This window comes from Clostridium amazonense (assembly GCF_056431285.1).
Window position 1 is genome coordinate 515,288 of sequence record NZ_JBWKMH010000010.1, and the last position, 15,804, is coordinate 531,091.

13 protein-coding genes and 2 riboswitches are annotated in these 15,804 nt (G+C 28.4%); all 13 genes read left to right on the plus strand.

Features of this window, described 5'->3' with window-relative positions:
• Window positions 1–10: 10 nt before the first annotated feature.
• On the plus strand, window positions 11–2,386 hold the full coding sequence (locus AC07E4_RS06690; protein ID WP_478215995.1) for a transglutaminase domain-containing protein: 2,376 nt from the start codon (window positions 11–13) through the stop codon (window positions 2,384–2,386).
• A 76-nt stretch (window positions 2,387–2,462) separates the two neighbouring features.
• Entirely contained in the window at window positions 2,463–3,284 is an 822-nt protein-coding gene (locus AC07E4_RS06695) for a Cof-type HAD-IIB family hydrolase (protein ID WP_034439201.1), read from the plus strand.
• 333 nt (window positions 3,285–3,617) lie between these two features.
• Complete coding sequence (gene trmL, locus AC07E4_RS06700; protein WP_430828862.1) at window positions 3,618–4,085, plus strand: tRNA (uridine(34)/cytosine(34)/5-carboxymethylaminomethyluridine(34)-2'-O)-methyltransferase TrmL; 468 nt, start codon at window positions 3,618–3,620, stop codon at window positions 4,083–4,085.
• Between the two features lie 19 nt (window positions 4,086–4,104).
• Entirely contained in the window at window positions 4,105–4,956 is an 852-nt protein-coding gene (locus AC07E4_RS06705; RefSeq protein ID WP_034439199.1) for a DegV family protein, read from the plus strand.
• 671 nt (window positions 4,957–5,627) lie between these two features.
• Window positions 5,628–5,757, plus strand: a riboswitch (glycine riboswitch).
• A gap of 3 nt (window positions 5,758–5,760) precedes the next feature.
• Window positions 5,761–5,813: riboswitch (glycine riboswitch) on the plus strand.
• A 68-nt stretch (window positions 5,814–5,881) separates the two neighbouring features.
• A complete protein-coding gene (locus AC07E4_RS06710; RefSeq protein ID WP_101541667.1) occupies window positions 5,882–6,262 on the plus strand; it encodes a GrdX family protein in 381 nt (126 codons plus the stop codon).
• 13 nt (window positions 6,263–6,275) lie between these two features.
• A complete protein-coding gene (gene trxB, locus AC07E4_RS06715) occupies window positions 6,276–7,202 on the plus strand; it encodes a thioredoxin-disulfide reductase (RefSeq protein ID WP_478215996.1) in 927 nt (308 codons plus the stop codon).
• Window positions 7,203–7,253: 51 nt separating this feature from the next.
• Window positions 7,254–7,595: a thioredoxin family protein gene (locus AC07E4_RS06720; RefSeq protein ID WP_478215997.1), complete on the plus strand. Its 342-nt coding sequence runs from the start codon at window positions 7,254–7,256 to the stop codon at window positions 7,593–7,595.
• Between the two features lie 117 nt (window positions 7,596–7,712).
• Window positions 7,713–8,999 (plus strand): glycine/sarcosine/betaine reductase component B subunit, encoded by a 1,287-nt coding sequence (locus AC07E4_RS06725; RefSeq protein ID WP_034439194.1) that lies wholly within the window; start codon window positions 7,713–7,715, stop codon window positions 8,997–8,999.
• 70 nt (window positions 9,000–9,069) lie between these two features.
• Window positions 9,070–9,537 (plus strand): glycine/sarcosine/betaine reductase complex selenoprotein A, encoded by a 468-nt coding sequence (grdA, locus tag AC07E4_RS06730; RefSeq protein ID WP_081770900.1) that lies wholly within the window; start codon window positions 9,070–9,072, stop codon window positions 9,535–9,537.
• Between the two features lie 111 nt (window positions 9,538–9,648).
• Entirely contained in the window at window positions 9,649–10,953 is a 1,305-nt protein-coding gene (gene grdB / locus AC07E4_RS06735) for a glycine reductase complex selenoprotein B (RefSeq protein WP_081770899.1), read from the plus strand.
• A gap of 225 nt (window positions 10,954–11,178) precedes the next feature.
• Window positions 11,179–12,717 (plus strand): glycine/sarcosine/betaine reductase complex component C subunit beta, encoded by a 1,539-nt coding sequence (gene grdC / locus AC07E4_RS06740; protein ID WP_430828861.1) that lies wholly within the window; start codon window positions 11,179–11,181, stop codon window positions 12,715–12,717.
• Between the two features lie 64 nt (window positions 12,718–12,781).
• Window positions 12,782–13,945, plus strand: coding sequence for a glycine/sarcosine/betaine reductase complex component C subunit alpha (gene grdD / locus AC07E4_RS06745; protein ID WP_430828860.1), 1,164 nt, complete (start codon window positions 12,782–12,784; stop codon window positions 13,943–13,945).
• 672 nt (window positions 13,946–14,617) lie between these two features.
• Window positions 14,618–15,745, plus strand: a complete 1,128-nt coding sequence (locus AC07E4_RS06750) for a BMP family lipoprotein (protein ID WP_034439177.1) — start codon at window positions 14,618–14,620, stop codon at window positions 15,743–15,745.
• Window positions 15,746–15,804: the final 59 nt, after the last annotated feature.

Here is a 15,804-nt window from a genome sequence, read left to right on the forward strand (position 1 = left end):
GGTGTAGATCTTGAAAAAGTATATTTTAAATAATGATTATAAAGAGCAATTTAAAAATAAAATAGTGACTATAATTTTAGTATTTTTAAATATAATAGTTCCCTTAGAGATTATCATTAAAGCATACAATGTGGAAAAAATTAGTTGCAATTATAGTATTATATTTTCTAGTATTTTTAAATGGGTTATCTTAGCATTTTTTGTATATTTTTTAAACGAAATTGCAAAAAAAATTAAATGTAAATTAGGTATAATTTTAGCTATGCTAATAGCAGGTGCAATATATAGTTATAGAAACTATGAAGTTGTAATAGCTTTTATAACAAATGAAATAGTTAAAAAAACACCTAGGCTTTTCAACTTGATTTATAAAAATAAACCTATAGATTATATTGAATACAAAATAGTAATAGCAATATTTATAGTTGGTATAGTGTTAATATTATTATATTTAACAAATAAAATTAAAAAAATAATATTAGTTTTAAGTTTTTCTTTTATAATAGCATTTTGGTATCTATATACTAAAACAGTTATAATGTATTTAGATTTATATTTTTTCTTCTTTATTATATCCATATGTTTGATCAATTATATGGATATGGCTAAGAAATATAAAAAGGAAAAAATAGATATAAATTTAAGTATAAAAAATACTATGATTTTTACTACTGTAATATCAGTTGTGATGATATATTCAATATCAACATTACCTAAAGAATATGAAGCAATAAATACTGATATATATATTAGTAAAGTTAAAAATAAATTTGGAGTTAATAATATTGAAAATATCAAGGAAAATGCATTAAATGGAACATATAGTATAAAAAGTTCGGGATACACAAATTCAGATAAAGAGCTAGGTGGGCCGATACAGTTAAAAAATGATGATGTATTTAATGTGGATACGGATATTCCTTGCTATTTAAAGGGCAATATAAAATACACTTATGATGGAAAGCGATGGTTAAAATCAAAGAATATAGATGAATTAATTAGTATAAATGAAAATAAACAGTATGAAAATAATAGTTTGAACAAAGGTGATTATTTATCAGATTATAAGAATATCAAAAACATTAAAATATCACATAATAATAGTTTCAAAACAAATACTTTTTTTGTTCCAGAAAAAGCTATAAATATATTAGGAGCTACTGGAGATGTTTATCATAGCGAAGGTGACACTTATTTAAGTAATGAAAATATAAAAAAGCAATATACAATTATGTATAATGTACCAGAAAATATAAGAAATACAATAAAAACAGAGGGGTATGAAGGCTTATATAGTTATATAAAAAACAATAATAAAGGAAATGCATATAACTTTATAACAAGAAAGAGTAGTGATGAAGAAATAATTGCTTATGATGAAAAAGATGAAAATAAGATTAGATGTAATGCAATTGTACTAAGAGATTACGAAAAATATCTTCAGTTGCCAATTATTTTATCAGAAAATGTTTATGAGTTAGTAAATGATATTACACAATTTGAAAATACAACTATTGGAAAAGCTACTGCCATAAGTAAGTATTTAAAAAACAATTATCCGTATAGTTTAGATGTTTCCAAAATTCCAGAAGATGATGAATTCCTAAATTATTTTTTATTTAAAGAAAAAAAAGGGTATTGTACGTATTTTGCAACGGCTACATCAGTGATGTGTAGAATAGCGGGAATACCTTCAAGATATGTAGAAGGATTTAAAATTTCAAAAGATAAAAAAGATGGTATTGATCATTATACTGTTACAAATGGAGAAGCACATGCATGGTGTGAGATTTTAATAAACCCAGAAAAGGATATATGGATTCCACTAGATCCATCACCAACGCCGACTGAATGGAAAAAGGAAAATAAAATAGAAGAAGAAAAAAAGGAAGAAAGTAAGTACGAAGAAAACAATATTATATCACCAAGAAAAAATCATCAAAATATTAACCAATTTGAAGAAGATGATGATGACAGTTATTTTTATAATTTAAATTATGAGAAAATCTTTAAAAGAGTATCAATTATATTTACAATAGTTTTATATATAATAATCAAAGTGGTTTTATATTATGTAAGAAAAAATAAGATGTTAAAATCAGATAGTATAATACCGTTATATAATTATTATATAAATAGATTAGAAACATTAGGAATAACTAAAAATAGAAGTTCAACTGATTTGGAATTTTTAGATGAAATAAGGAATTCAGAACTTAAGAAAAGGCTTAAAGAATTAATAGAGCTAAGTTACAAAGAATATTATGGCCAAATAAACATAGGTAATATTGATAAAAAAAGTTATATAATATTTATAGAAAACTATGTAAGACAAAGACAGTCAATATTTAAGTATTTAATGAAAAAGTATTTAGTGACTTTATAATTATAGAAAATATTAAAAAGTGTTAAAAATGGCATTGATATTTTTCAATGCCATTTTTGTGAAGTTGGAGGTAAATATGAAATATAAATTAATATGCACAGATATGGATGGAACTTTATTAAATAATGAAAAAAAGGTAAGTAAAGCAACTTTAGAAAGTATAAAAAAAGCACATGAGAAAGGTGTTAAAATAGCTATAACAACTGGAAGAATTTTCGTTTCAGCTAAATATTACGGAGAACTTTTGAAAATACAAGCGCCAATAATAGCATCAAATGGTGCTTATATAAGAGAAGGTGACAATTTAATTTATAAATGTATATTAGGGATAGAAAATTGTAGAGAACTCTTAAAAATATTCAATTATTATGAGTTAGTACCACATTTTTATACAGCGGAAGGTATATTTGCAGGAAATTCGATGTATACATCTAAGTTTTATGAAAAGTCAAATAGGGTTGTTCCAGAACAATTTAAAATAAAAATAAAAACAGTAGAAAATTGGGAGGAAGTATTTGAAAATCATCAGATGGATATATTAAAAGCTGTAGCTATTGATGATGATATAAATAAAATAAAAAAAGCAAAAGAAGATATAAAAAAATTAGGAATGTATGAAGTTGTGAGTTCATTTAGTAATAACTTTGAAGTTATGAACAAAAATGTTTCAAAAGGAAGAGCAGCAAAAAGACTTACAGAGTATTACAACTTAAATAAATCAGAGGTCATTGCAATTGGTGATAATGAAAATGATATTTCAATGATAGAGTATGCTGGATTAGGTGTAGCTATGGAAAATGCTACTGATGAAACAAAAAAAATTGCGAATTACATAACAGATAGTAATGATAATGATGGAGTAAAAAAAATTATAGATAAATTTATATTAGAATATTAAATTAAGAAAGCAAAAAATAACAATAAATAATAAGATATATTTAACTTATTATTTATTATTTCAAGTATATAAAAATGATAATATAATTTAAAAAAATATATAAAATGACATAATGTGATTATATTGTAGTAGTGTTTATTACTAAAGTCATAATATACACTATAAAAAAATAATAAAATAACGTATAATATAAGTATTATAATTTAAAATTTATGTGAATTATAATTTTCAAGTTATTTTTATAAACAACTGTATGATATAATTAAATTTTGTTAAGTAGAAAATAAGTATTAAGTAAAATATAAAGTATGTATGAACTAGGGAGGAAAATATATGAATTTGAATATAGTACTATTTCAACCAGAAATTCCTCAAAACACAGGAAATATAGGTAGAACTTGTGTACTTACAAATTGTAAGCTACATCTTATAAAACCATTAGGATTTAGTTTGGATGAAAAAAGCTTAAAAAGAGCAGGATTAGATTATTGGCCACTATTAGATATAGAAATACATGAATCATATGAAGATTTAAGAGATAAGTATAAAGATGGTACATTTTATTTTTGCACAACTAAAGCAGTGAAAAATCATACTGAACCTCAATTTAAAGAGGGAGATTTCTTGGTGTTTGGAAGAGAATCTAGTGGATTGCCTAATTATATAAGAGAAGAAAATAAGGAAAATTTAATAAGAGTTCCAATGGTTGAAACTACAACTAGGTCTTTAAATTTATCTAATACAGTAGCAATTATAGCGTACGAAGCATTAAGGCAAATAAATTTTAAAGGGATGAAATAGACAGGAGGGTTTATTCTTAATGAAGGAAAAAGTGAAAATTATAACTGATAGTACTTGTGATATACCTGACCATATAATAAAAAAGTATGATATAGAAGTAATGCCTCAAATAATTAATATAGATGAACAGTGCTACTTAGATGGAGTTGAAATAAACTTTTCAAGTCTAATGGAAAAAATGGAGAATTGTAGTGAATTTCCTAAGACAGGACAAATAACGCCTCACAGATTTACTGAAATGTTTGATAAATATTTAAAAGAAGGATATAAAATAGTAGCTATACATATGTCTTCAAAAATGAGTGGAACATATCAATCGGCATTAATTGCAAAAGATTTAATTGAAACGAATGATGTGTATGTTATAGATTCAGAAGCTGTTTGCGGAGCTTTAGGTGTTTTAGTTTTAAAAGCTGCAATACTTAAAGAAAATGGTTGTCCTGCAGAAGAAATATATAATGAAGTATTAAAGGCAAAAAGTAAAGTGAGAAGCATGACTTGCTTTCAATCCTTAACAAATCTTGTGAAGGGTGGACGTCTTTCAAAAGCAGCAGGAGCTATAGGAAATTTATTAGGAATAAAATTAATTCTTACTATCAGAGACGGAGAAATGGTGGTAGAAGAAAAAATAAGAGGAAATAAAAAAGTGCAAAGATCTATAATGGAGTATTTGGAAAAGTATGAAATAGATAGTAGCACACCTGTTATAGTTATAGAATCAGGATTTAAAGAAGAAAATAAAAGCATATATGATAATGCTGAGGAATTATTAATTAATAACAATGCTGAAATTTTAGAAAGAACTCCTGGATGTGCAGTAGGTGTTCATTCTGGAGATAATGTATTTGCAATATTTTTTATAGAAAAATAGTAATATATAATAAAAAGGTAATGAAGAAAGTTAACTTTCTTTATTATCTTTTTTTCTTATACAAAATACATGTTAAGAAAGCAGTAAATACTAAAAACTAATATAAAACTTTAAAAATAATTTAACTTTATATAGGAAAGAGAAAATAAAAAAAATTAGCATACAATAATATATATAAAGAAATTTAAAGTTTGATTTTTTAGATTAAAAACAAATTTATATATAACCTATTAACAAAAAATGATTGGAACTTAAAGTATATTATATATAGAAGCATATAATATATTTAAAAAAAACAGTATTTAAGCAATTTATATCATAAATTTAAATTTTAAATAGTATATAATAATGAATATTTTAATTATTTAAAATTCTTAGCACGACATAAATAAGAAAAAAATGTATAAAAATAAATATAATTGAATATAGAAATAAGAAATGTTCAAAAAAATAGAGTATAATTTAAAGAATATTATAAATTTACTAAAAAATAAACAAAAATCGACAGGAAAATTCAAAAAATATTAATTATTTGAAATATTAAAATTGAGTATAGATATTTCAAATACAAAAAATTCGAAAAACTATAGAAATTTAAAAAACAATAATATATACTTAACTTGTAATTGAAATTTCCAATAGATTTAGAAAATTTAATAAAAATAGTATGGATGAAATATTCGAGAGATGATTCTACATAAGAACAATGTAAAGCTTTTTATAGTAGAATAGCCGAAGAAGCAAAAACATGTCTTGCCAGGTATGTTTGAAACTCTCAGGCAAAAGGATCGAAGATGGACATAACTCTGGAAAGCGCAAGCACCGAAGGAGTAAAACTCTCAGGTAAAAGGACAGGGCATAGGCAAAATTGTTTTATTAATAGTTTTGTGTATGCTTTTTTTATGCTTAGTTAGGAGGTAATTAGGTGATTGAACCATTATATATAATAACTAATAATCCATTGTCAGATGAACATTTTAAAAATAACTTTGAAGTTATATATTTAGAAAACGGAAATGCTATGGATGTATTAAGAAAAGTGAGAGATGAAATACATATAGGACATAAACTTTTAACTCATCCATTAATGAGTAGTGTAAAGCCTAATGAGACTCCATATAGAACAATATGTGTTTCAATAGAAAAAAATAAATCTATAGATTTACAGTCTTTAGATATAATAGAAAATTCTATACATACTACAGAAAAATTTTTAAAAGATTTCAATACTCCAAAATGGAGTGATAAAATATTAAAAGATTTTCAATTAATAGATTGTGATTTAATACATCATGCAATTGAATAGGGAGGGGAAAATCATGGAAAATAAAATTTATGATACCATTATTATAGGTGGAGGCCCAGCAGGATTAGGTGCAGCATTATATGCAGGAAGAGCTAAAATGAGTGCATTACTATTAGAAAGAGCTAAATTTGGAGGCCAAGCTGCTACAACTTCAGAAATTGAAAATTATCCAGGATCAATACAAGACGAAACAGCTCCACAAATAGCAAGAATGAAACAACAAGCTGAAAACTTTGGAACTGAAATAGTTAAAGATGAAATAGTTAAAGTTGAATTAGAAGGTGAAGTTAAAACTTTAACTGGAAAAAATGGTGAGTATAAAGCAAAAACAATTATAATAGCTACAGGTGCTAACCCAAGACTTGCAGGATTTAAAAACGAAGTAGAATTAAGAGGAAAAGGAGTATCTTACTGTGCTACATGTGACGCTGATTTCTTTGAAGAATTAGATGTTGCTGTTGTAGGTGGTGGAGACTCAGCACTAGATGAAGCAATATATTTAACTAAATTTGCTGAAAAAGTTACTGTAATTCATAGAAGAGATGAATTTAGAGGAAATAAATCAGTACAAGAAAGAGTATTTGCAAATGATAAAATTGATATACTTTGGGATTCAGTAGTTGAGGAAGCAATAGACAACGATGGAATACTAGGTGGATTGAAAATTAAGAATGTTAAAACTAATGAGATATCAGATTTAGCAGTAGATGGATGCTTTGTATTTGTTGGATACAACCCAACTACAAAAGTATTTGAAGGAACTAGCTTAAAATTAAGTGATAGAGGCGAAATCATAACTGATGAAGATATGAGAACTAATGTAGAAGGTGTTTTTGCGGCTGGAGATGTTAGAAAAAAATCTTTAAGACAAGTTATAACTGCAACTTCAGATGGTGCTATAGCAGCAACTCAAGCTGAACACTATATTGCTAATAAGTAAAATTAAAATTAATTTTAAATATATGAAGAAACATTTTGGGAGGGTATTAAAATGTTAGAAATAGGAAAAGACAACAAGGAAGTATTTGAAAGTGATGTTTTAGGTGAAACTGAAAAACCTGTATTTGTTGATTTTTGGGGAGACAAATGTGAAATATGTAAACAATTAATGCCATCAGTACACGAATTAGAAGCTAAATATGGCGATAAAATAAAATTCGTTAGCTTAAATATAAGTGGAGCAAGAAGACTTGCAATAGCACAAAAAGTTTTAGGTCTTCCAACAATGAAATTATACAAAGCTGGAGAATGTGTAGATACTTTAACTCCAGATAAAATATCTAATATTGCAGATGTAGAAAGCTTCATAAAAGTTTGCTATGAAACACTATAATTAATAAATAAAAAAATTTAAATGTGTTGCTTATAATATAGGCAGCTCAAGCTGCCTATATTAATAATAATAAACTATAAGTTAATAAACTTTATATATTTTTAGGAGGTGAATGTTTTGCGTCTAGAGATTGGAAAAATAATGATAAAAGATCTTCAATTCGGACCAGAAACAAAAGTTGAAAATGGAACTCTTTATGTTAATAAAGAAGAGCTTCTAAAAGAAATCGGTGGGGATGAAAAAATAGCAAGCATCGATTTTGATATTGCAAGACCAGGTGAAAGTGTAAGAATAATACCTGTTAAAGACGTAATTGAGCCAAGAGTTAAAGTTGAGGGCAATGGTGGTATATTCCCAGGTTTCGTAAACAAAGTTGATACAGTAGGATCAGGCAGAACACATGTATTAAAAGGAGCTGCAGTTGTTACAACTGGTAAAATTGTAGGATTCCAAGAAGGTATAGTAGATATGTGTGGAGAGGGAGCTAAATTTACTCCATTCTCAAAAACTAATAACTTAGTTATTATATGTGAACCAAAAGAGGGAGTAAAACAACACGAACATGAGGAAGCTGTTAGAACTATAGGATTTAAAGCAGCTACATACCTTGGAAAAGCTGGAATGAATGTTGAACCAGATGAAGTTAAAACATTCGAAACATTACCATTATTAGAACAAGTTAAACAATATCCAGAATTACCAAAGGTAATATATGTTTATATGTTACAAACTCAAGGACTATTACATGACACTTATGTTTATGGAGTAGATGCTAAGAAAATAATACCAACATTTATTTATCCAACAGAAGTATTTGATGGAGCAGTAGTAAGTGGTAACTGTGTATCAGCTTGTGATAAAAATCCAAGTTATGTTCACATGAATCATCCAATAATAGAAGACTTATATGAAAGACATGGAAAAGATATAAACTTCCTTGGTTGTGTAATAACTAATGAAAACGTATATCTTGCAGACAAAGAAAGATCTTCTAACATGACTGCTAAATTAGTAGAATTCTTAGGAGCTGAGGCAGTAATAATTTCAGAAGAAGGATTTGGTAATCCAGATGCTGACTTAGTTATGAACTGTAATAAAATATCTGCAAAAGGAATAAAAACTGTACTTGTAACTGATGAATATGCAGGACAAGATGGATGTTCTCAATCATTAGCAGACTCAACTCCAAAAGGAGATGCAGTTGTAACAGGCGGAAATGCTAATGAAGTTATAGTACTTCCTAAAATGGATAGAGTAATTGGACATGTTGATGCAGCAAATATAATTGCTGGAGGACACATGGGAAGTTTAAGAGAAGATGGAAGTATAGAAGCTGAAATCCAAGTTATAACAGGAGCTACAAGCGAAGTTGGATTTAACACTTTAACAGCTAAAGGTTTTTAAGTAAAAGAAATAAATTAGGTTTATAAATAAAACTATAACCAAAATACTATAAGCGAAAGGAAGATTAATTATGTTACAAGGAAAAAAAGTTGTTTGTATCGGTGATAGAGACGGAATACCAGGACCAGCTTTAGAAGCTTGCGTTAAATCAGCAGGAGGAGAAGTAGTATTTGCATCTACAGAGTGCTTTGTTTGAACAGCTGCAGGTGCAATGGATCTGGAGATCCAACAAAGAGTTAAAGATTTAGCAGAAAAATTCGGACCAGAAAATATGGTAGTAGTAATAGGTGGAGCAGAGGCTGAAGCATCAGGATTATCAGCAGAAACTGTTTCAGCTGGAGACCCTACTTTTGCAGGTCCTTTAGCAGGAGTTGAATTAGGATTATCAGTTTTCCACGTTGTTGAAGAAGAAATGAAAGCTGAATTTGATGATGCTGTTTATGATGAACAATGCGGAATGATGGAAATGGTTTTAGATGTTGATGAAATAGTAAGTGAAGTTAAATCAGTAAGAGACCAATTCTGTAAATACCTTTAATTTAAAATATATAAAGTAAAAATATAAAATACGGAAGAAATAGAAATTGTTTTTTGACCCTGAAAACATTTTAGATTTCACGGGTCAATGCCCAATGAAAGGGGGAAAACCATGATAAAAGTAGTTCATTATATAAATCAGTTTTACGCTGGAATAGGTGGAGAAGAAAAAGCTGATTATAAACCAGAAGTTCGTGAAGGATTTGTTGGACCAGGAATGGGTCTTAACGGATTATTAAAAAAAGAAGGAGCAGAAATAGTTGCAACTGTAATATGTGGTGACTCATATTTTGCTGAAAATACAGAAGAAGCTAAAAAAGAAATATTAGAAATGGTTAAAAAATACGAGCCAGATATGTTTATAGCTGGTCCAGCATTTAATGCAGGTAGATATGGAGTTGCTTGTGGTGACGTATCTACAGCAGTTAAAGAAAGTTTAAATATACCAGTTTTAACAGCGATGTATATAGAAAACCCAGGTGCTGATATGTACAAAAAATATGTTCATATAGTATCTACTAGAAATAGTGCTGTTGGTATGAGAGCTGCCCTTCCATCAATGGCTAAATTAGCTATAAAATTAGCTAAAGGTGAAGAGATTGGATCACCAGCTGAAGAAGGATATATTGAAAGAGGCGTAAGAAAAAATTTCTTCGCAACTGAAAGAGGTTCTAAGAGAGCAGTAGATATGCTTGTTAAAAAATTAAAAGGTGAAGAATTTGTAACAGAATTTAAAATGCCTAACTTTGATAGAGTAGAGCCAAATCCTCCAATAAAAGATATAACTAAAGCTAAAATTGCTATAGTTACATCTGGTGGTATAGTTCCAAAAGGAAATCCAGATCATATTGAATCATCAAGTGCATCAAAAATTGGTAAATATGATATAGAAGGTATAATGGATTTAACAAGTGAAACTCATGAAACAGCTCATGGTGGACACGATCCAGTATATGCAAATGAAGATCCAGATAGAGTAATACCAGTTGATGTATTAAGAGAAATGGAAAAAGAAGGTAAAATAGGTTCTTTACACAGATATTACTATTCAACAGTAGGTAATGGAACAGCTGTTGCTTCTACTAAGAAATATGGTGAATATGCAGCTAAAGAATTAATAGCTGATGGTGTAGATGCAGTTATATTAACTTCTACGTGAGGAACTTGTACACGTTGCGGAGCAACGCTAGTAAAAGAAATAGAAAGAGCTGGATTACCAGTAGTACACATGTGTACAATAACTCCAGTTTCTTTAACTGTTGGAGCTAATAGAATAGTACCAACAATAGCAATACCTCACCCACTAGGAAACCCTGCATTAAGCAAGGAAGATGAATATGCTTTAAGAAAACACTTAGTAGAAAAAGCATTAATAGCATTACAAACTCCAGTAGATGGACAAAAAATATTTGAATAAAATTGTAAAATTTTAATAATATAAAATAATTAGGGAACGAATCTGTTCCCTGATTATTTTAAAATTTCATAATAGTTAAATTATTAGATGATGTAAAATATGCAAGAAAAATTTAAAACAAGTAGCTTGTATATTTTAGATTATCTATCATGATTTAGATAATATTAATAAGAGTAAAAAAATGTGAATTATATTCACTTGAGTATAAAGGGAGGTTTTAAAATCATGAATTTTCCAGTATTAAAAAAAGCAGCATATATATTAGTTAACACTCCAGATATGGTAATACATAATGGAACAACTCAAACAGCAGAAAGACAAACTAATCCGGGGTCAGAATATTTAAAAGCTTTAAAAGATCATTTAAGACCATATGAGGAAGTTGTAGCTTATGCACCAAACCAAACTTATATAGGAAACTTAACTCCAGATGAATTAAGTGAAATGCCAAGACCTTGGTTTGGAAAAAATGTTGAAAATGCAAATAGATTTGGTAAATTTGGAGAAGTTATGCCACAAGATGAATTCTATGGACTTATGAAAATATGTGACGTATTTGATTTAGTTATATTAGAAGAAAGTTTTGCAAATGAAACAAGAGAAAAATTAACTAAACATAAATTAATAGCTGACAAAGCTGAAAAAGTTGTTGGTGATGAAATTTCTAAAATTGAAGATTTAGTTAATAATGTAGGAGCAGAAGGTCTATATATAGATGGAAAATTAGTTGGATGTGTAAGAAGAGCTCACGAAATAGATCCAAACTTATCAGCTCACTATATGCTAGAAAACTTAGCAGTTAAGGCTTCTGGTGTTTTAGCAGGATTACATTTAGTTGATAACTTAGATGTACCTGTAGAAGAAATTGAATATATAATTGAATGTTCAGAAGAAGCTATAGGAGACATGAACCAAAGAGGTGGCGGAAATATAGCTAAATCAATAGGAGAAGTTGTTGGATTAACAGGAGCAACTGGAGCTGATATGAGAGGATTCTGTGCAGGACCATCACACTCATTAATTACAGCAGCATCACTTGTTAAAAGTGGAATATATAAAAATGTTTTAGTTATAGCTGGAGGAGCTACAGCTAAACTTGGAATGAATGGTAGAGATCATGTTAAAAAAGATATGCCAGTACTTGAAGATTGCTTAGGCGGATTTGCAGTATTAGTATCTCAAAATGATGGTGTTAGTCCAATATTAAGAACAGATGTAATTGGAAGACACACAATAGGACATGGTGCTTCACCACAAGCTGTATTAGAAGCATTAGTTCTTGATCCATTAACTAAAAATGGAATAAAAATAACAGATGTAGATAAATTTGCACCAGAAATGCAAACACCAGATATAACAGAACCAGCAGGAGCTGGAGATGTTCCAACACAAAACTATAAAATGATAGGAGCATTAGCTGTTAAAAAAGGACAATTAGAAAGAAAAGAATTACCAGGATTCGTAAAAGAACATGGATATCCAGGATTTGCACCAACTCAAGGACATATACCTTCAGGAGTGCCAGTAATAGGACATGGAATAGATCACATAAAGGAAGGAAAATTAAATAACTTTATGATAATAGGTAAAGGAAGTTTATTCTTAGGAAGAATGACTAATCTATTTGATGGTGTATCTATACTAGTTGAGAAAAATACAGGTGTTGTAGAAGAAAATGCAGGAATCAGTAAAGACGAAGTTAAATCAATGGTTGCAGATGCAATGAAAGACTTTGCTACATTCTTAGCAAAAGATATGGAATAATTAAATTTTTAAGTATAGTTCCTTTTAATATGGAGGAACTATACTTTAGAAAAGGGGTGTAAATATGAGCCAAAATTCAACTAAGGCAATGATTGCAGAAGTATTTAATGATATTGCTAATGGGATAAAAAGTGGTCAATTCAAAAAAAGAGCAAGAATTGGCTTAACTATATTAGGTTCAGAGCACGGTGTAGAAGAAATGGTTAAAGCAGCGGAGCTTTGCAAAAATAAATATGGTGATTTTGATATAGTTTTAATAGGAACAAAAGTAGATGGAGATTTTGAAGTAGTGGAAGTTGATTCGCCAGAAGCAGGTCATAAAAAAATGACTGAAATGCTAGAAAATGGAGAGTTAGATGGTTGTGTAACTCAACACTTTGATTTTCCAATAGGAGTGTCTACTATAGGTAGAGTTTTAACTCCAGGATTAGGTAAGGAAATGATATTAGCAACTACAACAGGAACTACATCAACTAACAGAGTTGAAGGAATGGTTAAAAATGCAATATCAGGAATTTCAGTAGCTAAAGCTAATGGAATAAAAAATCCTAAAGTTGGTATATTAAATTTAGATGGTGCTAGACAAGTAGAAAGAATATTAAATGAAGTTAAAGAAGCTGGATATGAATTTGAATTTGCAAGTTCACTAAGAGCTGATGGTGGAGCTGTTATGAGAGGAAACGATTTATTAGCAGGAACACCAGATGTTATGGTTTGTGATTCTTTAACAGGAAACTTACTTGTTAAAGTATTTTCTTCATTTACAACTGGTGGAAACTATGAAACAGTTGGGGCAGGATATGGCCCAGGTGTAGGAGAAAATTATGATAAACTTGTTAATATAGTTTCAAGGGCATCAGGAGCACCTTTAATAGCAGAAGCATTAAGATACTGTGCAACTTGTGCAGAAAATAAAGTTTTAGATATTGCAAGAAATGAGTTTAAAAAGGCGAATGAAAAAGGACTTCAAGAATTCATAGATAAAACTGCTAAGAAAGCAGTTAAGGTAGAAAGTGAAGAAGAAGTTAAAATGCCACCTAAAAAGGTTGTAACTGCATCAATCGCTGGAATAGATATATTAGAACTTGAAAATGCATGTAAAGCTTTATGGAAAGAAAACATTTATTCAGAAAGTGGAATGGGCTGTACAGGTCCTATAGTACTTGTATCTGAAGACGAACTTGATAAGGCAAAAGAAGTTTTGAAAAAAGCTGAATATTTAGCATAGATTTGACTGAGCATTTTGCTCAGTCAAAATTTACGTTAAACAATAAAAGATAAATACACATAAATGTATATTTAAAATGCATATATATATAGGAAGAAAAAATTCAAATTGAATATTATAAAGTTATTTATAAAGAAAAAATAAACTATACAACTGGGAACAAAAACAATCCATCAGAGAAAAAATCATAAATGATAATTATAAATTTATTATAAAAAAATGTGAAATATTAAAAAAATAACTTTACATATTCATAAAAGTGATGCGATAATAAATTAAACGACAAATATATATATAATTCTAAAAAGTCATATAAAACAGAATTTTAAGTGTATTAAAAAGTACTTGTATAATTTAAAAAAATATAGTATATTACAAAAGGAGTTTTAGTGTACAACATACTAAATAAAAAAACAAAGAGTATATTATATTTTTGTCATATTATAAAAAAGTATGTTTAAAAATTTAATTGATAATAAAAAAACTTTACATATGTGCTATCTTTTTATTAATTTAAACTTTTAAACGAAAAACAGTTGAATAAATATATGATTTTTAATTATAATATTAAAGAGAATTATAAAAGAATTATATATATTGAAAATATGCAGAAAATTAGCATGTTTTCATATTCAGACATATAATTAAGTGTAATCTTAGGAGGTTAGTTTTATGAAAGTTAAAAGATTAGTAGCAATACTAACAGCAACTATGTTAAGTGCTTCAGTTTTAGTTGGTTGTGGCAATGCTGCAAACAATGGTGCAAACAATGGAGCAGATAAAAAAGAAGAAGCTAAAGGCGATAGCAATGAAAAAATAATGGTTGGATTAGCAACTGATGAAGGTGGATTAAATGATAAATCATTTAACCAATCAGCTGACGCTGGAGTAAAAAAAGCAGTTGAAGAGTTTGGTGTAGAATATAAACCAATAGAATCTCAAAAGAAAGAAGATTATGAGCCAAATCTACAAGCTTTAGTTGATGCTGGTTCACAATTAACATTCGGAATTGGATTCCAATTAAAAGAAGCAATGATTAATATTGCAAAAAACAATACTGATTCTAAATTTGCTATAATTGATGAAGTTATAGATAAAGAAGCAGATGGAGTAGATAACGTAATGTCTATTACATTCAAAGAAGAAGAAGGTTCTTTCTTAATGGGAGTAATAGCTGGTAAAATGACAAAAACAAATAAAATAGGATTTATAGGTGGAAAAGACCTACCTACAATAAATAAATTTGAATCAGGATTTGCTGCTGGTGTTAAAGCAGTTAACCCAGAAGCTGCAAAAGGATTAGAAAGTGCTGATGGAACAAAACCAGGATCAAACGTAAAATATGCTGATTCATTCTCAGATACAAACAAAGGATATGAAATAGCTAAATCATTATATGATTCAGGCTGTGATGTTATATATCATGCTGCTGGTGGAGTTGGAATTGGAATGTTCAAAGCTGCTAAAGAAATAAAAGATAAAGGAAATGCAGTATGGGCAATCGGAGTTGATATGGATCAATCATTATCAGTTCCAGAATATGCTGATGTAATCTTATCTTCAATGATAAAAAGAGTTGACCTTGGAACATACGAAGCTATAAAAGAATTAAAAGATGGAAGCTTCAAAGCTGAACATAAAGTTCTTGGCTTAAAAGAAGGCGGAGTTGGTATAGCTGAAACTACAAATAAAAACACTCCAGAAGATGTTATAAAAATAGTAAAAGAATATGAAGATAAAATAGTAAAAGGCGAAGTTAAAGTTCCAGAAGACAGAAAAGGTGTAATGGAATTTAAATAGTTTTAATATATAAGTTTAAAGAAGCTAGGTGTCTAGTTACATCTAGCTTCTTTTAATAA